This is a genomic window from Motiliproteus sediminis (genome assembly GCF_017912535.1).
GTDB lineage: Bacteria > Pseudomonadota > Gammaproteobacteria > Pseudomonadales > Balneatricaceae > Motiliproteus > Motiliproteus sediminis.
Genome location: NZ_JAERQK010000008.1, coordinates 1 through 21,103, shown reverse-complemented (window position 1 = coordinate 21,103; position 21,103 = coordinate 1). Strand labels below are relative to the sequence as shown.

Below are 21,103 nucleotides of genomic sequence, written 5' to 3'. Positions count from 1 at the left end.
GCGTAGACGCCGTTCTGGAAGTGAGAAGAAGCGGCAGGTATGGGCAGAGCGCAATGCTCACGACGCTCTTGAGAAGAATCGATAGCCCTTGATTTCAGTGTTTTGATTATCGAGGGCTTGGGTAAGCTCATCGGCGCTAGGTCCAATCAATTCTTCTACGAGAACGCGCTTTCTCAATTGCCTGTCGAAAGAGGTTTGCTTGTTGAAGTCATCAAAGGATTCGTCGATCAGTAGCGATTTGTTGTACAGCGGCTGGGGGCGGAATTCATCAACGTAATCAAAGAAATCCACACCTTGCTCCCGCATTTTGATTTTGATGCGCTCCTTTAGCAGTGGTAAGGGCGAATTGTTGAAGCCCTCGTAGACCATCAGGCTGACTTTGCCTGAACGGATGTGAATTTTGATGAGATCGACTTCGTCTACGTCGCCATAAAGCTGAGTGGCGCAACCTACGTAAATGCGCAGAATTCTCGGCAGTCGCTCTAGAAATTTGGCATGTAGGGTCAGCGAATGGTCGGGTGACAAAAAGCTGGCGGGCAGCTGTTGGTGGGCTTCCTCGCATGCCTGCTGTATCAAGGTAGTGTCAGCGACTTCGTAAAGCGCTTCTTTTCCAAGTGTTAGGGCTTCGGTGTAGTTGCTGAAGAGGGCTTTGATGTCGCGTTTGAATCCATCTGAAAGACGGGTGTAGGGCTTCCGTTTGCTAAAGTGAGCAAGCGCCAGCGCAATGATCATGTCTTCTTTTCGAGCGGCAACGGAGCTGGTGAAATCGCTCTGATTCTCTTTTTTGTTCAGTGCGTTGAACAGTCGCTTGGGCGAGCCAAAGGTATCAATGATGAATTGGGCTCTATCGAATTCATCAGTAGCGGGTAGGCGCCCCAGTTCCAGGCAGGTATGCCAGAAGGATTCACACAGCTCGTGGTGCTCTTCAAGCAGCCGTTGGGTTTTGCTGGCCGAGCGAGTGGGACGATGGCTTAGCTGTCTCCATTGGTGGTGGCGACGTTGCTTGCGCGCAAAGAAGGCTTGCTCCTGGAGCTTGTCTCGAAAGACGTAAAAGATACCTGGGCCAACCGCTATGGCGCTCTCTTCGAGCGTCTGTTCGATGAATGCCTGTAGCTCTGACTGCGCGTAGTACTTTTGGAATGTATTGCGTGAAGTCAGGACGCCGTCTTTGTAAGGCTGAAATTTCTGGATATGGCTGTCGCTAGCCAGCATCGCCGAAACCACCAGAACTTTGTCGGCCAGCTCATAGGCGCGGAGCAGGGCTTCAATCCGTTCATCGCGATCCTCAATTACATTGATGACAAAGCCGAGGTTGACTATGTCGGCGGAGAATATGTCTGCGTCGGGGCGGTGCGCAGGGTCCCAGCCGGTTGCATCAATTCCATGCGCTTCGAGTTCTCTGAGGTCGTCTCCGAGGCCGCAGCCGTAATCAAATACGCTGTGCTCGCCGCTTAAGTAACCGTGCTTGGCGAGGGCTTTCATGGGGGCTGAAAGCCCTTGGCGTGGGATCGCGGTTTTGTGGCGATCAACGGTGGGATCATCTGAGGCTGGGGTCAGTGCTGCGGACCTAAACAAGCGGCCGTCGATAAGGGTGTAGCCATGTTGCTCGACCAGTCGCTCCCAGGACTTCTGGAAACCGATCAGGCGGGCGTTCTCATAAAGTCCTGCCGCCTCACCTTCTTCGGTGATTGCGCAAAAATTGATGTGTTCCGGATGCGATGCAGGGATGAAGAGTTCTTTGCGGTGGAGGATTGGGGGGTTGTCGGAGTTCTGGTAGTCGTTGTGTCGGATAGTTTTGCTTTTTAAATCTATCGTGGTGCTTCGGGCGAGTGCTGGATAGGCGTCGTCAAAAAACTGGGGGTAATGCAGTAGTGAGATGCGGAAGTCGCGCTTGTAGCATTTCAAGACATTCCAAGAGTCCGGATCAATCTTGACGGCTTGGGTAATGCGCTGCACGAATTCGTGCAGTTCGGATGCGATGTCTTCGAGTAGGGTGGTGTGCAGGTAGGTGGCGTCTGGTAGCTGTTTGCCGCCTTTTAGGTTTTTTATTAGTGACTGATAGGTATCAAAGTCCATCGGCATTTATGAGGGTGTTGAATTGGTCTTCTTTGATGACGCGTGGAACTCTCCTTCCATCTCGCTCCTGCATGAGGACGACCGTGCGGCTGTGGTTGGGACCAGTGCTGACATGAAGGGGGTGGCTGCTGCCGTAGTAGTAAAGTCGGTCGAAGGCGCACTTGCCAATAACCCAATGGGCCAACTGGTCGCTAGGCACCGAGGGGTGTCGGAAGTCGGCAGCAAACCCTCCGCGGTTACAGATCTGTTTGCCGCATGAATTCTGCTCGTAGCCTGCGTGCTGGTCGCGCTCAGGAGCAATGCGTGGGCGAGGATTTTTTCGGATCTTTTTGGCGAGCTCTGCTGAACAGAAGGCGAACGTCAGTTCAATATCACCAAATTCGTCGACGACCTTGTCGAGGATCTCGCAGGCCAGGGCTTTAATCGCTTCATAGGTCTGCGGATCCGTTGGGGTGTTTGGTAGGTCTAGTCTGTTTTGAGTTTCGCCGCAAAATAGGAAGTCGCGGTAATGGAAGTGCTTGCTACAGCGATCATCGGGACTTGGGATCAGCATGAAGGCGCGCGGTTCAAGGCAGGGAGGGTCGGTAGCTCGAATTGCAGGCACGCGAATCGGGCGCAAAAACCTTGCGCCCGCAGATAGGCATGCTAACATAATATTAGCCTATGCATAGCACCGCAGCATGAATATATCAAAAACAATAAAAAGAAGCAAGACCCGTTATGGCAAATTTTTTATTCCAGTTTTCTCCCGTGAGAGAGGCGCAATTCCTGGCCTCCGACGACATCATCGATCTCCGCTTCGGGGACCCCAGAGTTCGAGACGGCCGTGTCCGAGACGTCGTTTCTCGGTCCAATATGAGGTCCACGTCAGAGTTCAGCTCGTGCAAGCTCAATCGCACCGTTCAGTGCGAAAGCGATATCGAATACATGCAGGCCTACGTCCTGGAGGCCTGCTTAACTGTCGGCTCCTATCAAGAACAGCCAGTCGTGATTACTTATACGCTCGGAGGCGTTGTAAAGACGCATGTGCCCGATTTTGAAGCGCGCTCGTTAGATGGGCGTTCGCTAATTATCGAGAACAAAGATGATGATGAAGCACGGACCCCAAGAGTCATTGAAAGAACCCAGTTCATGATCGATCGACTGGGTCGGTTGGGTATAGCCTATCGACTCATTACCCGTGCCGAACTTGATTGTCAGCCTGCGCTCGATAACGCGCGTTTCTTGAAGTATCACGCCGCGTCTATTTGCCCGCCCTCTCTCGAGCGTGACGTTATGAAAGTCGTGATTGATCGCAAGTCGATTTCGCTGAGAGACGCATTAGCAATTGACCCAAGCGAACGACTGTTTCAAGGCATCTGTCGCATGGCCTTACTGGGAAGTATCGACTATCCGCGCAACCAACCGATAACCCTCGATACGGTAGTGAGGGCCGCGGTATGAGCCTTCAACTCATTGATCCGGAATGCATCGCCATTCATGAGCAGGAGTACACCGTGGTTCGGCGGCTTGACGACGGGTTTTACGAATTGCAGGAGAAAGTATCTCAACACACGTGGGTCATTAGTCAGCGCGAAGTCATTAAGCTATTGCAGCAAGGTCACTTGACGCTTTTTGGTAAGCGCAACCACCTCCCCGAGGACCAAGAGAATCTGGTCAGTCGCATGCTCAATTTGAGCCACGATGATTTTTTCATCATGGATGTCGCGACGCGTGTCGTTCGTGTGATCCTGGCGTTGGGGCACAGTGTTACTAACGCCGCCCGGTTGGAGGCGGGTAACAACGAGTGGTTTAAGGCATACCAAAAAGACCCCGAGGCAATGAAGCGGTGCTTCAAAGGACAACGCGACAAAAAAACGGATTACAAAACGTTTCGCCGCTGGATTAAGAAGTATTTGCTCAGTGGAAAAAATAGCGCGTCATTGCTACCGCGACATGATTGCAAAGGAAACCGCACTCGCCGTGTCTGCCCTGAAGCGCTCAACTACATTCACCTCGTCATCGAACTGGCGCGACGTGATAAGAAAACCTGGAAGATCACGCAAATCCAGAAGAAGGTGCGTGAGTTTATCCAAGCGGATAATGAGAAGCAGCCCAAGTCACTGCGCTTAGACTATCCATCCTATGATGTGATAAACCACGAAGTTAAAGCGCTCACCGCCTACGAGCGGGCCTTTATCAGCGAGGGGCCGGAAGCCGTTCGCGAAGATTTTCGCTGTATCTTGGAACAGCGCATTGGTGAGCAGGCGCTTGCATACGTCGAGATTGATCATACCCCGCTCGATATCATCATCGTTGATAAGGCCGGAAATCCCATTCAGCGGCCCTATCTGACGGCCTGCATCTGTCGCAACACGGGCGCAATTCTCGGATTTTATATCGGTCTTGAGCCACCGTCGTATTTGACGGCGAGCCTTGCCCTTAAGCTGGCCATGTTGCCAAAACCGCTGTCGGATGAACCGGGCGCCAAGGAGTGGCTGATGTACGGGGTGCCGGTTATCTTGGTGGTTGATAACGGCGCCGAGTTTCACTCGGAAAGCTTTAAGCGTCTCACACAAGCGTTCGGTATCGATGTGCGGCGCTGTCCTCGCAAAACCGGTTGGCTAAAAGGGGCGATTGAACGCTGGTTTCGGACCTCCAATGATCAGTTGATCCATACCCTGCGTGGGACCACGCTGTCGAATCCCAATATGCGCGGTGAGTACGACTCCAAAAAACATGCGTGCATTACCCTCGACGGGCTGCGCCGTATCTTCTCCTACTGGGTGACCAACGTGTATCACCAGCAATACCACCGTTCGCTTGGCACAAGCCCTGCGGCGCGATGGGCTGAGCGGATGCTGATTGATCACGTGAAAAAAGTACCCGATCCCGATAATTTGGAACCGCTACTGGGTGATACCCAAACGGATCGCGCCTTATCCCACACAGGCGTCAACTTTGCCAACATGCACTACAACTCGCCCGAGTTGAACGCGATGTTTCGCGAGGTCGGCAAGACAAAGGTGGACTTCCGCTACAACGCGTTGGATCTCGGGCGGGTTTGGGTGATCCATCCCCAAACGGGCGAGCCCATTGTGGCTAACTGTTCACGGCCGGATTACGGGCCAGGTATGAGCCTTTATCTCCACAAGTTTCTGCGTGACAACGCTCCGCGCAAAGGGAGCTCGGCCAGCATTGATGAGCTTGTGAGGGCTTACCGCCACATTGCCGACATGGAGTTGGATGAATACAACAAGACCCAAACACAGCGTCGCATGAACGCAAGGGCAGCGCGTGTTGCCAAGGACGCGAAGGCAGCACAGAAAGCTCAGTCGACGTTGGCTGAAGGCCCCGCCCCTAACCCCCCAGCTTCTGATACCGAGACGGTGCGTTTTCAGCCGACGGTTCGCGAGCGCGGGGCTTACGAAATCATCGGCCAGTAGTCATGGCCGCCTCTCATAACAACAACAATAAATGAGGTATTACCCGTGAAAGTCCCGTACGAAACGATCCTACGCAATCTCGATTGTCTTTTTTTATCCTGTCCGGTCAGCGACCAGGTACACCGCTTGATGGGGCAGGCGCTTGTGCGCTCTCAGGCCAAACTCAATCCCTTCGCCGTTATCATCGCGGGGGATTCGGGTCTTGGAAAATCGGCCATCGTCAAAGCCTTTGCGAACCGGCATCAGGCTCAAGATAGCCCCGATCAGCGTCAAGCCCGAATCGGTTATTGCGAGTTGGAATCTGCCTCCAACGTCAACGACTTCACCATCAAACTCCTCGAGGCTCTGCAGATCCCGTTCAAATACAACTTCCGTCTCCGCCCATTGCGACGGATTTTGCGCGAGGGCATCAAGCAGATGGGGATCAATATGCTGATCATTGATGAGAGTCAGCATGTTATTCAGCATCGTACTACCAAGCAGCAGGTGAACTTTGTTGATGAGATCAAGCTGCTCATTGGCGATACGCAGATCGCCATTGTGCTGGCCGGCACGCCCGATGTCTTGGAGGCCTCAAGCGCTAATGATCAACTGGATCGACGAGCGTGTCGGCCAATTATCCTCAAGCAGCTCAATTTCGCTGATCCTCAGGACCAGTCACAGCTCTACCATACGGTGGCGGCGATGGTTGATGTCTGTAGCCCCATCGAGTTTCCCGAGCTGCTAACCGATGACGCACTGTGGCGTTTGTACTGTGCGTCGTCCGGTAAAAAAGGACAGTTGGCGCACATTTTCGCCCAAGTTGTTGCTGATTGTGACACCGACCAACGCAATTATGTTACGTGGGAGCACCTGGCCGACGCTGTCGGTTCAGCGATCTGCACGCTGCCCCTGAATGGCGAGAACCCCTTCTCGCCGAAGTTTGAGGAACGGGCGTCGACGACGGCTATTGCCCAGATTCTTGGGATGGAAACGCCCGTGTATGACCGCATGATGCGCAAGCTGGGGCTGAAAAAATGAACGTGACCTTACCCCTGTATAAATTGGTCTCCACGCCTCCACTCATTGATGGTGAGTCGCAGCGGGGCTACTTGCTCCGCTTGGCGGCACTGAACGGCTACGAGTCCATCAACTCGCTGACGGCCATGGCTGACTTGGAGCCAAATGCGGCCCGTGCAGCCGTTATTCCAATACTGCCTTTGTCGCCGTTGCTCTATCGCAACGATGACGAACTTGAGCGTCTTCGCACTGCGTTTACTAACGGTGTACCCACACCCACCAAACCGTACTTGGACCTCAAGTCCAGTAAGGTTTGCCCGCTGTGCGTGCAGGAGCATGGTTACTATCAGCAGTACTGGAGTTTGGGGCATGCGATCGCCTGCCCGATTCATCAGTGTCGTCCTGTGACCCACTGTCCAGATTGCGGCATGAAGCTGTCGTGGTCGCGGCCGGATCTGTGCGTCTGTCGCTGCGAAGCGGACTTTCTAACTCACGAGGCGCCCGGTTATGGAAACAAGGCCGTGCTGGCGTTGCTTCACCTGGTCCACGCTCGCTGTCAGCAGGAGTGGGTGGATGAGGCACGCTTGGCCGCCGAGCGGTTTCCGGTTGACCAGTTGATAGCACTGGATCTCGAGTCGCTGCTGAAACTGATTAAGAAGCTTGGTGGGCAGCGGCCGCGTGAGGGGCACTATGTAGCGGGTTTGGAGGGCGAGTTGGTTGCGACAGCCGAGGCATTATCGGACTGGCCGCGTGGGTTTCATCAGTACTTGGACCGGGTGGCGAGCAGTGGCAATGACGCTGTTTCCGCTCTCGGGCTGCGTGCTCAGAACGAGCGTCTTTATGGCGCCTTGTTCAAGGCCGGACAGCGCGTGACCGGCTGTGATTTTCTGTTCAAGGCTTTCTGCGAGTGGTCAGGTGGGCGCACGCAACCTGCGCGACTACATCCTTGTCACCTGTCGGCCGTCGGTGAGCAGGGGCCTCGTTATGTGGGGATCAATAAAGCAGCGGAATTGATCGGGGTGTACGTGCCGACCGTTCGCACGTTAATTAAATTGGGTAGTGTGGCCGCACACCCGGGCGGTTCAGGGCGCGGCTGGCTAATCGATACCCATGGCGGGCTGCCGTGCAAGGACGCCACCGCTGACAGTCTGATTGGTCGGGAAGCCTCACGGCGATTAGGGCTGCCCGAATCTGTGCTTGAAGAGTTGCGTCGTCGCCGCGTATTTCGCGTGCGCACGATTCCAGAACGCTCGTCCTCATTCTGTGAAAGCGATGTGGCTGCCTTTCGTGATCGATTTGCTACTGGGATCCTGGCGTCCTCGGGCGAGACTGAAGTCTGCACCTTGGACGAGGTATTGCGCAAAAAACTCAAGGGGCCAGAGATCGCGGCGTGTCTTATTAAACGCGTACTGGACGGTACGATGCCCTTCGCACTAGCCCGTGACGAGGCTCTGAATCAGATGCGCCTGCCGCGTCAGGCTGTTGAGGCCTGGGTGGCGGAGCAAAAGGCACACCGAGCCTGTTTAACGCCCTACGAAGCATCGCAATTGATCGGCTGTGACCCTCTGGTGATCGATGATCTTATTGCGCGCGAATACCTCACTTTTGAGGATGCAGGAATCTGTCGCACCTCGATCAACGCTTTTCGGCAGCAGTACACACCACTAGCGGTTTTGGCCCGCGAGGCCGGCACTCAGTCGTCACGTATCAGCCGCTACTGCGTTGATCACGACATCCCCCTGCTGTGGGCCGCGCGGCGTGGCAAGGGAGCGCCACAGCCCTTTATCCATCAGCAGCAGTTGCTGCAGCTGGAGCCGCTCATCGGCGCCCCGCTGCTGCGGGCCTGTTGGTTTGAGAATAACAATAACAATGAAGAGAGGGCCGCCTGATGGCTAATAACGAAAAATACCGTGACTTCCCGCTGAGCTACGTAATCGAAGACTGGAGTGTGCATTATCCCCCTGTATGTGATCAGTGGCGGGCCCAATTCGCTAAAAAACACCCCGATTTCATGCCCCTGATCGTTTACGGAAGAGTGGTGACAGATCGTGAGGGCAGGTTCGCACCTGGTCGCCTTATTCGCTGCCTTAGGGTACGGGAGCTGAACGTCGACATTGGCGAGGTCATCAGTTTGGATTGCCGCTGGCAACTTAACGGGCCGGGCTGGGTTGACAGAAATGCCATCGTGAATGATGTGCTTTATCCCGGGCGGATCCAGTGCGGTGGGCCGTATGCGGGCTGCCCTGTGCAAGACCGGGTGCCTAAATGCGTCAAGGAAGCGACTGCGCGTAATAGGCGGTTATGTTCAAAACGCACCGCCTGAGGTGGGGACCTTGGCGGACGGGGTGTAGTTAGTGGTTGCCAGGGGTGGCACTAGTGGCTAGCCACACCTGGTATGCCTGGTTCCGTGGCTCGATTTTTTGGTGGGAGGTTCGGATGAAACTGCTGAAAGAAGAGACCTTGGCAACGCTGATTGCCGCCCATGCGATTCGCGAATTTTTGATCGTGCGCTGCGAGGGCGGCTATGCGATCCAGGCGCGGATGGGACGTGAGCGCTTTCAGCTGCGTTCGCGGCGCGAGTCGGTGCGGCGGTTCCGCAAGCTGGATACCGCCGCTGAGTTTTTGCGTACTCGCGGTGTGCTGCAGGTGTCATTGGATCTGGCGTGACCTGAGTGAATGCGTGAAGCCAAGGGTGCTGAAAAATGTTGGAGGTGTGGCATGGAACCCGATCAATCACTGACCCGGCAGACGCTTTATGAGGCCGTGTGGTCAATGCCGCGCAGTCGCTTGGCTGTGCTGTGGGGCGTCACTGCGGCGCAGCTGACGCGGCTGTGCCGAGAGCAGGAGATTCCCTTGCCGACAGCCGGCTACTGGACGCAGGCGGCATTCAGTACGACGCCGCTTCGACCTGCGTTGTCGGGGAACCCCGATCTTACCGTGGTCATGCCCGCGCCGAAAAAGCGGAGAACGAGCCGCACAAAAACCACACCGTTGGCGTGTTTTGAACCGTACGAGCGCCCTGCCGACGTCATCCCACCACGTAAACTGAAGATGGCCGAGGCGTTACCGTTGATTCGACGCGCCCATCGCTCCTATGCCTCACCTCGTTGCCCACGCGATGACCGTCATCGTTACCTGTCGCCAGCGGTTGAGGGGATACCGGTCGTGCATGTGTTTCCGGAAACGCTCCAGCGGGCGTTGCTGCTGTATGACCAGTTGGTGCGCGCGTTCAAAACACGACGGTGGAGGCTGCGTATCGGGACAGGAGAGGATGAACGCAAGCCGACCAATTGGGTGCAGATTGGTGGCCGGGAGGTAGCCTTTCTGATCCGCGAACATTTGACCGCCATTGAGGTGAAATCACGTTACTCCTTCCAAGAAACGGAGCGCTCCTACACAGGTGCGGGTTGGCTCGAGATACGTACTGGTCGGCGCTACGGTGCGGCGTTTCGGGATGGCAAACGGCAAAAATTGGAGGACCAGGTCCACGACATACTGGAAGCGTTTGAAGAGGAGATCATCAAACAGGAACGCGCCGAGCGGCGGGAAAAGGAGCGGCTTGTCCTCGAAGGGCATCGCCAGGAACTGCGACGGCTGGTGAATGAGGCGATTCGGCGGCAACAGTCCTGCGACGACAACCTCACTGACTTGATGGCACGCCGTGCTCAGGCCGCTGAATTGCGTGATTTTGCCAGCGAAGCTCGCGCCCGCTTTGCCCTATCGGGAGTACTAACTCGAACGCAGATTGAATGGCTCAAGTGGATTGAAGACAAAGCGGCGAGCAAGGATCCCTTTGAGGCTCTGTCCCAAATCGATCTCTCCTATCCCGTCAGCGTCGAGGGTTTTGTTGCGGCGAAGCGGCGTGAAGAGCCGGATCGTTATGCGTTTCTCGACACGCTCTGTCTCTCCACCGAAATTAGCGATGCGCGCTTCTATTGCGGATCCGCCGATTGGTATCGAGCTTCGCGGCCATGACCGGTAACGGTCAGACTGTTGGCACAGGGGAACCCCTTGCTCTGTGCCTGCGTGAATCCTTCGGGTGATACACGTGCTTGGTCGAAAGGGGATAGGTATTTGAGGAGCAAAGGGATGGACAGTATTCAGTATTTACCTAAAACCAAGCTGCGGCGTGAGCTACGCCAATGGATGCGTAAACAGCAGCTGTTGGCGATCACCGAACGCGGGCAGGTCATCGCCTATTGGGTCCCGGCTGAGCTGTACAGTGCCCTGAAGAAAAGCATCAACCTCGGCTAAGTGGTCGTTTTAATGGGCAACGCTCGCATGCAGATTGCGATTATTTGGGATAGGACAAACGAGTCCCGGTTTCGCGCCTGGTCAGCCAGTAAGTACTAACGGAGGAAGGTGCATCATGATTATTATCGATGTTGAAGCAAGCGGATTGGATACGCGCTCCTACCCCATCGAGATTGGCTGGGTGTGCCTGAAAACAGACGACTCGGATCGTTTTCTAATCAATCCCGACACGAGTCTTGAGCCCTGGGATCACTGGAGTACCGAGGCGCAGAAACTCCACAACCTTAGCCGCCGCACCCTGATCGACGAGGGCCTTGATGTTCGCGATGCGTGCGCGCGATTAAACCAAGCCTTGGCGGGTAAGGTCGTCCTTTCAGACAGCGAACAATGGGACGGCTGGTGGATTCAACGACTGTTTCTTGGGGCGGGACTTACCCAACCCAATGATCAAGCGTTTGTGGTGCAGTACCTCTTCGAGCACTTTCATCCACTCTGGCATTCGGAACTGAGGGCGCGTTTAGATGCGGCTCACCGACCCCATCATGCACTCGAAGATGCGCGGGCTATCGCTGCAGCGGTTCGAGGCTTACCGGTAGAAAGTCTGAAGTGAAAGCCAATAGCATGAACTGCGACTGCATCTGGAGGAGACTATGAGAACGAAGATTGGAAGGAATCGTGAGGTCCCGTTGACGCCAGAGATGTTGCAAGCGCTTGATGTCGATATCGGCGACGACGTTGATCTTTATGTGCGTAGCGGTGCGATTGTCCTAGTGAAAGCAGGCGCCAAAAGGAGCGAATGGGAACAGAGTTACAGCACTGTCCCCGTTATAGAGCTTGAACCGGACGCCTTCGATCGTTAAAGAAAGGTGAATGGTTTAAGTATTTAGGCTTATCAATAGGTGTGTCCAGCCCGCTGTCAGAAAGACGTGTTGTCACCTACAGCGACTTCAAACCACCTTATGCCGTCTTTAGACCCTTTGCAGAACTCGTCAAAAACAGTACTTATTGGGAAGACCTTTACGCCCTCTACTTCGCAGGAATCGGCGCAATTGCAGAAATAGACAGCATGATTTCCCGTTCCAGCATATGGCTTGAGTCTGTGCAGTTTTTCATCGGCGTCACCGAGTTTGTGGAAGGTGACCTGAGCTGAAATTGTTTGTCCATCTTCAGCCAAGCCAAAGATATCAAGATCAAGCAATGTGCGACCCACGGGCAGGATGGTTGTTTGTAATTTTGGAAGTCCGTGCCGTTTTGCTAGGTCCGTCCTCAGGTATTCCATGCACATGACTTCTTGCAAGTCGGGAGTCAGGTCGTTGAGGGTGCTTGGCCGCTCTCCGTTGAAGGTTGCTTCGACACGTCGGCCGATTTTGTGCCACTGACAAAAGGTGCCTTGCTGAGGCTGCACCGCCTTGAAAGAGATGCTTTGTAGGGCCGTGAGTTGTTTTGTGCTAGATAGTTTTAGTACCTTGAGGATCGCATCCCTGCCTTCGAACTCATCCAATTGCCCCCATTTTCCTCTCAGAAGTTCAACCGTAGAGTCGGGAGCCACGTACCCTAATTTAGCTCCTTCCTTATCCCTATAGGCGGCAAAAACATACCCACCCTCCCGAGCAAGCGTGTGAAAACGCTCCAATGAGTGTCGGGCCGTATCTTTGTAATCATTAGGGTCTAAGCTTTTCGAGTCCCCGTCCTCGAAAGGTGCGACGTTATCTTGAGGAAAGTGAAGCCCGATAAAGTCACCATTCCAGAGTAAATCAATCGTGTGATCATCAACGTCAAGTTGTCCCGAATGGCGGATAAAGTAAGTTTTTTCCATCAACAGATCCTTGTTTAACAATTGGTTTTCGAAAACGCTGGTTTTTGGAGGTCCGAGCCCGCAAGGCCGAAGTTGAACGCCCACGCACTATTTAAAAAAACGGCGCTTATCTCCTCCTAAAGCCTGTTACCTCTCGATCAACCGAAGAGGATAAGAGAGTGTCCATGACTACAACAGGCGAAAAACTGCGCCCCACTTCCCGAGAATCGCTATACGACTTATCCAGCGCCTTTAGGTGTAGATTGTCGATACGAGTAGCTATGTACTTCTCAACGACGGCGCAGGGGAGAATATGGGAAATAAACCTACTCCGATACAGTGACACAAAGAAGGGGTTAGAGGGCTTTCATCGGTACATACAACCTAACTGCGCTATCGCCCCAGGAGAACTAGACGAACTATCGGTAGGGGATAATTTTTTCGACAAACATCCAAAATTTACAGAAGCCTGGAGGGACGCGTGCAAGTTCTTTGGCGGTGCAACTGAGATTATCTGCTTCGACAAAACACAGACCCTCAATCAGCTAAAAGAGGAGTTGCAAACGTTCGAGAGCACGGAACGTGCATGCAACTCATTGTTACCCTTAACCGACATGTTGGAAGCCGCTAAACACGTTTTTCCGGAACTCGAAAGCACTCAGTGGAAGTACTTAATGAGCCTCACCGAAGCATACTGGACTGCATGCGCCCATGCCAATGAGTTCGGCCCGCTCACCTCGAATTTTCAAAAACCATTACAGATTGCAATCGCACACCACCGACTTACTGAACTCCAACAGCAGTATCCCAAAGGAATCAGCCCACAAATCCCAGTACTCAGCCCTATAGAAGATCTCGATCACTGCACCACCGATATAGCTCTTAGAACACTCTCCTGTATCCGATTGGTCTGTTTGATTGACGAGGTATACTCGTTCCGTGGGTCAATGAAGATGGGTGATGAAGAGCAGGAAAGTTTCGAAATTAGCATTGACGCCACAGCAACAGCACTTGGCGGCCACTTTACCATCAGCTTGCACTTCTCATGTTATGAGTACACAGAGGAGGATTGGTTAGCTACCCAGCTCTTTTTCATGAATGCTGCAGAATCTAAGGCTCAGCTACTCATCGACGGCTCTGAATCTCTTGGCGACAGTTTTGACCCGATCACAGGGATAACCTTTTATGATCCAATCATAGAAGCTCTAACTTCAGCTGGCAGGCATGTTGATGATTGCGACACTTAGCAAACACAATTATCGACTATCTCGGGACGGAGTGGCGTGGGGGCTATGATGCGCTCCTCACCGCTGGGGAATGTTCAATTGAGTAGGATTGGCTTCCTTGAAGCCTCGCTATTCTGGGATTAGCACTTTATGCCCGAGAAACGACAGCACTGTTCACGTGATATCGTTCGATCCGGGCGCTTTCGATCATTAAAGCGATGAATGGTTTAAGTATTAATAATGTCTGTAAGCACAAGAGCGTAACGGCGCTATCGGATTGAACGACCTTTGTCGTTTAACCGATAGCGCCGTCGCCGTCAGCGGGGAAGAGTGTTGCGAATGAGGTCTAATTCGTTTTTGATGCCGCTGACTTCTGAACAGAGCTTGGCGAATAGCTCCTCGATATCACGGTTAAACTCATGCTCTTCGATAAATTTACCGCTATCTAAGTCAAACCACTTTCGATTGGCGATAAGTACATTATCGATGGGACGGTCTCCTGGGAATGTTTCCGACGCCCGGCTCAATAGTTGCTCTCTCAGCTGTTGTTTCTGGGAGGTCTCTCCGTGGTTTATGAAGATGGTTGCTGGACGGGCGTCACCCGCATAGGTTCCCAAGCAGAAGGCATAATCAAGCAGCTTTTGCTGATCCGCATGTCCCGAATAGTAGGCTGAGAGGTCAACGACTTCGGCCATAGCGGATTGCGTGCCGTCTTTGGCCTGCTTTTGTAAGTGCCCGCCTGCGGATCCAGAGGCCTGAAAGCCGGTCAGTAAAATGGTATTTCGAGGATCATTTCGCATAAGTTTGAGGAACCGTGCCGCTGCGCCATGATCGCACATGCCCGAGCTTGCGAGGATAACGTGGTTGTTTAGTAACTTTTCCTGATCGGTTTGTGCTTTACGCTTTTTCTCGGTCTTGGGTCCATAGCTGATGAGATGACCCGCGTTATAGAGGCTATTCTGGTCGGCCAGTTGCTCAAACAGCCCGCCAACTTCATGGGCGGAGATCCCTAGTCGATCTGGCAGCTGATTGTTCAGGTACTGGAATTTTCCATTCGACGTTTTCTTGCGAAGCTCCCGTGCATAGATTTCATTGAGCTTGGCGCTGAGAGGGCTTTCGACCAGAACACAGAGAGGGTTTTCGTAACGGTGTTTACCGTTCGGCTTCTCCTGAAGTGTGCCCATGTAATGGGCCAGGTCCGATTTCTCCCAGCAGGCGGTTTGCCACCAATAAAGATCCATGATGAGCTCATGGGTGCGATGAAATGAAAATGCTGGAATAAGGACGCGCCCCCCTTTTTCGAAGACTGTGCGGGTAATTTCTTGCCCTAACCGTTCAACGCGAGCTTCGGCGTCCTTGTACTCGCTGGGGCGGTTTCTTCCTCCGTACGTTGATTCGATAACGATGTAGTCCGCACTGGGATACGGTGCATGGTCATCTTTGAGCAGGGGTAGATAGGGGTTGTCTTCCGTTTGGCAGCCGATATCTCCACTGAAATAGATATTTTTTAGTCCTTTGGTGCCGATGCCGGGCGTGGCCTCCCATGCGATTGAAATGGCACATGAGCCTAGGACATGGCTGTTTCGCTTGAACGTTGCGCTGAGCCCATCTCCCAGTCGGAATAATTTGTTCCAGTAAAAACCGTGGGCGTCGATGGCTACCCATTTGATCGCATCCACTTCTGAGCGGGTAAATAGATCTGAATTGTTTGCAGTATCGGCCAACATTACCTTGGCAAGGTCGCGTGTCGCTTGAGTGCAGTACACCCAGCCTTTGAACCCGCCCTGGATGAGTTTGGGCAGCAGGCCGCAATGATCGATATGCGCGTGCGTCAGCAGGACGTACTTGATTTCTTTGGGATTGAATTCGAAGTCCTGATAATTGTGCCACTCATCTTCGTGGCGGCCTTGATTGAGCCCACAATCTATCAGTAGCTGGGTATCTGATTCGGTGTGCCAAAGCCAGGAGCAGGAGCCGGTTACGCCTTGGGTTGCGCCGATGAATTTTACTTTTAGCATGAGGTTTTCCTCGTCGTTTTGTTAAACACGAGGACACCTTCTGATAGTGCAATGCACTAACAAGCGCTAAAACAGAAAAAGTTAGGATTTTCTTAGCATGTCCAAGAGGTCATCAAAATCAGCAGCCTCTTTGAGCTTTGCTTTGATGTGATGTCCCAGGAGCCCCACTTCGGACTCGGGCGGGAAGCCGCAGGCGTCGACCAGTTCGGCGGCTCTTTTCAAGTCACCTTTCAGGTAGGCTAAAAGAACGCTGTCTGCTGGAGCTAAGGTACTGGCCTGGGCGAGAAGAGCCTGCAATACGCTTAGGTCTTTTCCGAGGGCGACTTGGGGGAGCTGTTCGAATGGGTTAGGCAGTCGTTTATCGTTCAAATCCCAGTTACTGTCGAGCGCCTCCGAGAGGGCAAATGCTGCGTCTGTCCGCAGCGCTATTCCCAGCAGGCTGTCTCGTTCTCCGAACAGCTTTTTTAAAATCTGGGCACATTCCGTCCGGTAGGTCCGGTCGGTAAAAATTTTCTTTACCTGCTTTGGATCGGAGAACACTGCGTTCAGAACCAGTGCATTATGCAGCGGCGTTAGCTGGTCCACGCCTATCATTATCGATGACCTTTCAACGGCCTTGGTCCTTGAACTTTTTATCAGACCGTTGCGCTCCAGCGACATCGCTTTATTTTTGAGAAGAGGGCTTTCGGTCGCGACATCGACGCCAAAAATGCGCCGAATCGCTTCGGGAATAGTGAGGCCGTCAGTCATCGCAGACAGCCTCTTGGAGCAGGCGCTTCCTCGTATTCCATCGAGTAGTGACTGATAGCGCAGCGATGGTTGATGCGGCCTCTAACCAGTCTGTACCGTAACAGTTATCAGAACTGTTGATATGCTGTTGAACCACTCCGATACAGAATCCTGCTCGAAGCGCCTCTGACATGGATGTTGCGATACCGGCCAAAAGGTTTTGTTGGTCCCGCTTTTGGTATATCTCGACGGCTTCCCTGCATGATTCGATCAAAAATGCCGAGTCGTTGTTAGTGAAAGGGTCACTTTTAGCCTGAGCATCCAAGGGAAGCAGAGCTAATGTGGCCAACGATATGAGGGCTATTTTTCTCATTTATCCCCCTCCGTCGTGCTTTTTTCCTTTGTGCCATTGGCGTTACCCCAAGGATCTGTCTCTTCGTGCTTTTGTTCTGATAGGGGGACGGAAGCGACGCGGGGCTCCTTTTGCTGGATAGGTGCTGCGGCGTAAACGCAAAATGACAATCCAAGATATATCGCGAGTAGTGAGCCGTTGCTGTATAGGCGCGGAAGTTCGAAGGCATACAGGCCGTCGTCTTGGCCCCAGTAGCAAACAGCGAGTACTAGTGCCGATACGAAGAGAACAAAAGCCCCCAAAATAAACCCCAGTTGCTTCAGGGCCTGGCGCCGTTGCCATCCGGCATGCTTACAGCGAGAGAAGAAGGTTCTTATGCTGTATCCCACGAGGATTAGCGTTGCCAGCTCCAGCATATCTAAATCCCGCAGGCCCTCGTTGTGCTCAAACATTAGCCATGGCAAGAGATACAAGCCGCAAAGTGCAGCGAGCCCAAAACTGAAGTAGAGCAACGTGCCCGCGATGCCGCGAGCCAGGTTGTGGAGCATGTACTCTAGAGATCTGAGAAAAGTTGCCACTATGCTGTTCCCTCTGCATAAGAATATGAATTGTTGGTGTTTTTAATCTTTTTTGTCCGGCTGATCAATAGGTGTTTCTTGAATCCGTGAGGCTTGCCACGGAGATCAAAGAGGCTCGAATCTATTGCTAAACGTCGTTATGGTGAACAAGGTTCGTCTAGTTTAAGAGCGGATAGCCGGATTAAGATTGGTGTGAGTACAAGGTAGTAAATGAGGTAATGGAGGTGGTAAGCCCAAATGGACTTGGCAACGATAGGCCTGCTGTTGGTGGCAATGAAATATCCAGGTGCGGCTGTTCTTTTGTTCATTCTGTGGATTTGGTGGTTGTCTAAGAAGCGATGACTACATATATCAACAGGCTAGTAAGGGCAGGTGAGACCACCTCCACTTAATGGATAGTGATTCGAGTTTTAGGAATGGATGCCAGTAGCAATTACTACGAGCGAAAGTTCAGCCAATGCACTTTGATGGGGCTTTCTAGCGCCGATGCGGCAATAGAGGTCATAGAAGCCTACTTGGCGGGCAAGCCGGCTCCGCGCAAGGGAAAGAGGAAAGCATCGGATAACGATGCTGATTTTTGGCAGTGTGCTTTTCTTTGGGATCTTGCGGACGACAGTTATGAAAGCCTGCCGTTCTCGTTGGCCCTCTCTAACTATCTCCGCCAGGAGCGAGTAGCCAGTTTCCCGTTACTTGCACATGTGGCAAGGGTGACGCCAAACGTAGTTTGGCGTTCGGTCAGATACTCTGGCCTGGTGCTGCGGCAAGAGAGTCTGCGTTGGGGGGAAATAAAGCAGCTAGCGAACACCCAGCCCCATGAGTTTGGGGAGTTGGTGAGGATCTGCGAAACCTTCCGCCAAGCGCATATGGAGCGTCATTCTGAACTCGAGAGTTTGCGTTGTCAGTTGAAGCAATTGTCGCCTCTTGAGCTCTTGGTCAACTCAAGCCTCTACGCCTTCGAAAATCTTTTGCCCGATTCCGTCTCGGAGAGTGATGGTGGAATTGAAACCCAACATTGTTGGGAGGCGCTCAACGACATCTTGCTCTGGAGGCTTGGGCTCAGTTCTGCGGACGACTTTCGTGTGACGGAGGAGATGCTGGGATCGTCTTTAAGAGAGCATCTGTCGCCATTTCTGTTTCCATCACCTGAATTTGCGCGTGATCACCTTGATCGTTATCGCATTTTTGGCGCGTTGGTTTCCGCACAGCTTGAGTTCAATAGCTTTATGACGCGGTCAGTAGACGCGTTTTGCTATGACGATGGGATTCGCTTTGAGTTTTCGGGTTCAGAATTGGTCATTGTCGAGCGAGATCTCAGGCTTCGTCAGATCTGGGAGCACAATGGCGAAAAGCTTGCTCGGTTGCACCAGTATTGGTTTTACCGTGCTGTACAAGTTTTTATGGGATCTGGGCTGGCAGAGGCGCAAATGGGGCGCGCAGAGAACAGCGAACAGAATCAGCTTGCTTATATCAAAGCACTTAGAACGACGCTTCGCTTAACCGATGTCTATGGACTTGGTGAATCCCTGCAGACAGAAACGGGTTTGCGCGTAGATCTGTTTCAGGCCCTGCTATCGCTGGAGTTGATGTCGATCTTTTACCACGTTGATTTTGTGATGCCGTATAACGACTACCTCAATCAGACCGGCAGTTGGCAACAGGCCTTAAGCCGGCTCGCAGTGGGTGGCCTGATGGAGGGGTTGCAAAACAGGTTTCCAATCACCTGGTCTGAAAAGAAAGCCAAAATAGAAAGCATACGCCCGTGGACGGTCAGTGAGGCATTTCCCAACGGGCTGGCTAAAGCGGCGGAGGCAATCCTAGATTTTTGGACCAGTGATCTAGGGGGATTGTCTTCAGAGATGCGCAAACAAGGGGGGACAAAATCCCCAGAACTATTTGAACGGCCAATTTTGAAAATGGGCCGTTACCTGTTCCAGTTGCCGTGGATGACAAGTGTTCAAAACAATTCCTCTGCTGCCATCAACAACCTAAGAAGGCTGGGAGCCAGGCGCGCTGAGGCTCGCGACGAAACAGCGCGAATAGAACAGCGGTTGGCTGAGCAGCTAAGAGGACATGGTTTTTCCGTCCTTCCCAACTACCAACCAGTGCGCACAGCCGATGATGACCCTGGAGAGGTAGATCTAATCTGCTTCAGAGACGGACACGTGTTAGTGCTGGAGGTTAAATCGACATACCTGCGTCGCTCGCTAAAGGATGCTTGGTTACATAAGGTGACGACACTTCGAAAAGCGGGGTTGCAGCTTCGGCGAAAAGTGGATGCGGTAACGGTTGCACTGGATAGTGATAGGGAACTGGCTTCGTCCCTGGGAATAGAAGAGGGAAAAGCGGTTCAAGATGTTCGTGGGTGGATTGTTGATACCTCGTTGGAACATGATCATGAGCATTTTTCCGGCTTCCTGAAAATCTCTGTTGAGGAAATTCTGATTGCGCTTCGAGATGATCGGCACCTACTTAATGATCCCGCGGGGATGTTCGCTGCTAATGGCCCGTCGAACTCCTCAGAGTCGTCAGTAGTCACTTCCCTGTACCCTAATGATTTCTCGGCAGAGCGTTTTATCAATGTTATCGAGAACGGATTAGTTTGGGAGTCTTGCGAGGTTCAGGAGCAGGTGTAGACTTTCCGCAAAGCCCCGAGTTGAGAGGGCTGGCACTTTATGCTCCAAAAACTGACAAAAATGACAGCTTATGCTCTGGCGCTAGGACACATTATGCTCCTAGAAATCTCTGGAGGCCGCATGATGAGGGAGTAATTCGGACATCTTTTGCCCCAACCCACACACACTGTTGTTTTGCGCATAAGCTGTCCCGACTTGTACGGTAAATCAAAGAGTTAGGGTGGGCTTTTGCGCATAAACTGCCACTAGTTGATTTTAAAGGGATTTTTTGGGATGTAAAACGCGCAAGTTAGTGTTTGCTTACTTTTTGCGCATAAGTTGTCCAGGGTTATAAAGCCAGAGCAATGCTCTGGCTTTTTTTGTTGGGCTAAGAAGAAAGGTGGAAGGCTACTATTGGGTGCGCTATCTGAATATCGTAGATGCCGGTGACGCAAGGTAATTTCCTTATCAGGTGCCAAAGATAGAAATTACAGGGCCCTAGGGACGGCATGCTTTTCCTGCTGCCCCCACATTAATCTGAACTAATATCGTTATAAATCTCGCACAAGAGAAAAGTAATGGTGTTATGACCTGCCCCCAGATTTAGTACCAGTTTTCCTCTAGTAAAGTCCTGTTCATTTATCTCGTGATTTCCGCTCTGTACCGCCCTTCGGCTGCTGCCGTGCTTTGGCTGCAAACTCGGCGGGGGTCGCGTAGTTCAGTGCCGAGTGTGGGCGGTGCTCGTTGTAGTCCTGCCGCCAGATCGCTATGAGATCACGGGCGTGAGGCAGGCTGGTAAACCAGTGTTCATTGAGGCATTCATCCCTGAACTTACCGTTGAAGCTTTCAATGTAGGCGTTCTGGGTCGGCTTGCCCGCCTGAATCAGTTTCAGTTCAACACCGTGTCGATAAGCCCACTGGTCCAGCGCTTTGCCGGTAAACTCCGGCCCTTGGTCTGTCCGTATGGCTTTCGGATAACCTCGGAACTGGGCTATCCGGTCCAGCACGTGGGTGACGTAGTCGCCGCTGATGCTGTGCT

The 21,103-nt window shown here is 52.8% G+C and carries 19 protein-coding genes; 12 read left to right on the top strand and 7 right to left on the bottom strand.

Annotation, left to right across the window (positions count from 1 at the left end; genetic code table 11):
* Window positions 1-57 precede the first annotated feature (57 nt).
* Together JJQ76_RS13440 and JJQ76_RS13435 are read right to left on the bottom strand one after the other, a co-directional pair.
* The gene (locus JJQ76_RS13440; protein ID WP_210397384.1) at window positions 58-2,076 is read right to left on the bottom strand and encodes a DNA phosphorothioation-associated putative methyltransferase; all 2,019 of its coding nucleotides are present in this window, start codon (window positions 2,074-2,076) and stop codon (window positions 58-60) included.
* A complete protein-coding gene (locus tag JJQ76_RS13435; protein WP_210397383.1) occupies window positions 2,066-2,629 on the bottom strand; it encodes a hypothetical protein in 564 nt (187 codons plus the stop codon). Before JJQ76_RS13435 ends, JJQ76_RS13440 begins: the two co-directional genes overlap by 11 nt.
* 374 nt (window positions 2,630-3,003) lie before the next feature.
* Between JJQ76_RS13435 and JJQ76_RS13430 the strand changes: the two genes are divergently transcribed.
* The 10 genes from JJQ76_RS13430 to JJQ76_RS13385 all read left to right on the top strand — a co-directional run bounded on the left by JJQ76_RS13430 (window position 3,004) and on the right by JJQ76_RS13385 (window position 11,614).
* The gene (locus JJQ76_RS13430; RefSeq protein WP_210397382.1) at window positions 3,004-3,519 is read left to right on the top strand and encodes a hypothetical protein; all 516 of its coding nucleotides are present in this window, start codon (window positions 3,004-3,006) and stop codon (window positions 3,517-3,519) included.
* On the top strand, window positions 3,516-5,501 hold the full coding sequence (locus JJQ76_RS13425; RefSeq protein WP_210397381.1) for a Mu transposase C-terminal domain-containing protein: 1,986 nt from the start codon (window positions 3,516-3,518) through the stop codon (window positions 5,499-5,501). The genes JJQ76_RS13430 and JJQ76_RS13425 overlap by 4 nt, the downstream gene beginning before the upstream one ends.
* A 45-nt stretch (window positions 5,502-5,546) precedes the next feature.
* Window positions 5,547-6,521, top strand: a complete 975-nt coding sequence (locus JJQ76_RS13420; protein ID WP_210397380.1) for a TniB family NTP-binding protein — start codon at window positions 5,547-5,549, stop codon at window positions 6,519-6,521.
* Window positions 6,518-8,389 (top strand): TniQ family protein, encoded by a 1,872-nt coding sequence (locus tag JJQ76_RS13415; RefSeq protein ID WP_210397379.1) that lies wholly within the window; start codon window positions 6,518-6,520, stop codon window positions 8,387-8,389. Before JJQ76_RS13420 ends, JJQ76_RS13415 begins: the two co-directional genes overlap by 4 nt.
* Window positions 8,389-8,823, top strand: a complete 435-nt coding sequence (locus JJQ76_RS13410) for a hypothetical protein (protein WP_210397378.1) — start codon at window positions 8,389-8,391, stop codon at window positions 8,821-8,823. Before JJQ76_RS13415 ends, JJQ76_RS13410 begins: the two co-directional genes overlap by 1 nt.
* A 113-nt stretch (window positions 8,824-8,936) precedes the next feature.
* Complete coding sequence (locus JJQ76_RS13405; protein WP_210397377.1) at window positions 8,937-9,167, top strand: hypothetical protein; 231 nt, start codon at window positions 8,937-8,939, stop codon at window positions 9,165-9,167.
* Between the two features lie 51 nt (window positions 9,168-9,218).
* Window positions 9,219-10,475, top strand: a complete 1,257-nt coding sequence (locus tag JJQ76_RS13400; RefSeq protein WP_210397376.1) for a hypothetical protein — start codon at window positions 9,219-9,221, stop codon at window positions 10,473-10,475.
* 114 nt (window positions 10,476-10,589) lie between these two features.
* Entirely contained in the window at window positions 10,590-10,754 is a 165-nt protein-coding gene (locus JJQ76_RS13395; RefSeq protein WP_210397375.1) for a hypothetical protein, read from the top strand.
* A gap of 115 nt (window positions 10,755-10,869) precedes the next feature.
* The gene (locus JJQ76_RS13390) at window positions 10,870-11,364 is read left to right on the top strand and encodes a 3'-5' exonuclease (protein ID WP_210397374.1); all 495 of its coding nucleotides are present in this window, start codon (window positions 10,870-10,872) and stop codon (window positions 11,362-11,364) included.
* Window positions 11,365-11,404: 40 nt separating this feature from the next.
* On the top strand, window positions 11,405-11,614 hold the full coding sequence (locus JJQ76_RS13385; protein ID WP_210397373.1) for an AbrB/MazE/SpoVT family DNA-binding domain-containing protein: 210 nt from the start codon (window positions 11,405-11,407) through the stop codon (window positions 11,612-11,614).
* A gap of 56 nt (window positions 11,615-11,670) precedes the next feature.
* Here JJQ76_RS13385 and JJQ76_RS13380 read toward each other — a convergent pair whose 3' ends face one another.
* Complete coding sequence (locus tag JJQ76_RS13380) at window positions 11,671-12,570, bottom strand: hypothetical protein (protein ID WP_210397372.1); 900 nt, start codon at window positions 12,568-12,570, stop codon at window positions 11,671-11,673.
* Between the two features lie 260 nt (window positions 12,571-12,830).
* Between JJQ76_RS13380 and JJQ76_RS13375 the strand changes: the two genes are divergently transcribed.
* Entirely contained in the window at window positions 12,831-13,796 is a 966-nt protein-coding gene (locus JJQ76_RS13375) for a hypothetical protein (RefSeq protein WP_210397371.1), read from the top strand.
* Between the two features lie 296 nt (window positions 13,797-14,092).
* Here JJQ76_RS13375 and JJQ76_RS13370 read toward each other — a convergent pair whose 3' ends face one another.
* From JJQ76_RS13370 to JJQ76_RS13360, 3 genes are all read right to left on the bottom strand, one after another.
* Complete coding sequence (locus JJQ76_RS13370) at window positions 14,093-15,793, bottom strand: MBL fold metallo-hydrolase (protein ID WP_210397370.1); 1,701 nt, start codon at window positions 15,791-15,793, stop codon at window positions 14,093-14,095.
* Between the two features lie 81 nt (window positions 15,794-15,874).
* Complete coding sequence (locus JJQ76_RS13365; RefSeq protein WP_210397369.1) at window positions 15,875-16,543, bottom strand: hypothetical protein; 669 nt, start codon at window positions 16,541-16,543, stop codon at window positions 15,875-15,877.
* 348 nt (window positions 16,544-16,891) lie between these two features.
* A complete protein-coding gene (locus JJQ76_RS13360) occupies window positions 16,892-17,452 on the bottom strand; it encodes a G protein-coupled receptor family protein (protein WP_210397368.1) in 561 nt (186 codons plus the stop codon).
* Between the two features lie 416 nt (window positions 17,453-17,868).
* Between JJQ76_RS13360 and JJQ76_RS13355 the strand changes: the two genes are divergently transcribed.
* The gene (locus JJQ76_RS13355) at window positions 17,869-20,085 is read left to right on the top strand and encodes a hypothetical protein (protein WP_210397367.1); all 2,217 of its coding nucleotides are present in this window, start codon (window positions 17,869-17,871) and stop codon (window positions 20,083-20,085) included.
* Window positions 20,086-20,699: 614 nt separating this feature from the next.
* Here the strand turns inward: JJQ76_RS13355 and JJQ76_RS13350 are convergent.
* Window positions 20,700-21,103, bottom strand: a 404-nt coding sequence (locus JJQ76_RS13350) for an integrase core domain-containing protein (protein WP_210397366.1), incomplete at its 5' end; no start/stop codon positions are given.

Bases quoted from the DNA above. Each gene is read 5' to 3' on its own strand.
- JJQ76_RS13370 (WP_210397370.1), bottom strand. From the start codon at position 15,793: ATGCTAAAAGTAAAATTCATCGGCGCAACCCAAGGCGTAACCGGCTCC.
- JJQ76_RS13395 (WP_210397375.1), top strand. From the start codon at position 10,590: ATGGACAGTATTCAGTATTTACCTAAAACCAAGCTGCGGCGTGAGCTA.
- JJQ76_RS13380 (WP_210397372.1), bottom strand. From the start codon at position 12,570: ATGGAAAAAACTTACTTTATCCGCCATTCGGGACAACTTGACGTTGAT.
- JJQ76_RS13355 (WP_210397367.1), top strand. From the start codon at position 17,869: ATGGATGCCAGTAGCAATTACTACGAGCGAAAGTTCAGCCAATGCACT.
- JJQ76_RS13440 (WP_210397384.1), bottom strand. From the start codon at position 2,076: ATGGACTTTGATACCTATCAGTCACTAATAAAAAACCTAAAAGGCGGC.
- JJQ76_RS13405 (WP_210397377.1), top strand. From the start codon at position 8,937: ATGAAACTGCTGAAAGAAGAGACCTTGGCAACGCTGATTGCCGCCCAT.
- JJQ76_RS13365 (WP_210397369.1), bottom strand. From the start codon at position 16,543: ATGACTGACGGCCTCACTATTCCCGAAGCGATTCGGCGCATTTTTGGC.
- JJQ76_RS13435 (WP_210397383.1), bottom strand. From the start codon at position 2,629: ATGCTGATCCCAAGTCCCGATGATCGCTGTAGCAAGCACTTCCATTAC.
- JJQ76_RS13410 (WP_210397378.1), top strand. From the start codon at position 8,389: ATGGCTAATAACGAAAAATACCGTGACTTCCCGCTGAGCTACGTAATC.
- JJQ76_RS13375 (WP_210397371.1), top strand. From the start codon at position 12,831: ATGTACTTCTCAACGACGGCGCAGGGGAGAATATGGGAAATAAACCTA.
- JJQ76_RS13390 (WP_210397374.1), top strand. From the start codon at position 10,870: ATGATTATTATCGATGTTGAAGCAAGCGGATTGGATACGCGCTCCTAC.
- JJQ76_RS13400 (WP_210397376.1), top strand. From the start codon at position 9,219: ATGGAACCCGATCAATCACTGACCCGGCAGACGCTTTATGAGGCCGTG.
- JJQ76_RS13430 (WP_210397382.1), top strand. From the start codon at position 3,004: ATGCAGGCCTACGTCCTGGAGGCCTGCTTAACTGTCGGCTCCTATCAA.
- JJQ76_RS13385 (WP_210397373.1), top strand. From the start codon at position 11,405: ATGAGAACGAAGATTGGAAGGAATCGTGAGGTCCCGTTGACGCCAGAG.
- JJQ76_RS13425 (WP_210397381.1), top strand. From the start codon at position 3,516: ATGAGCCTTCAACTCATTGATCCGGAATGCATCGCCATTCATGAGCAG.
- JJQ76_RS13415 (WP_210397379.1), top strand. From the start codon at position 6,518: ATGAACGTGACCTTACCCCTGTATAAATTGGTCTCCACGCCTCCACTC.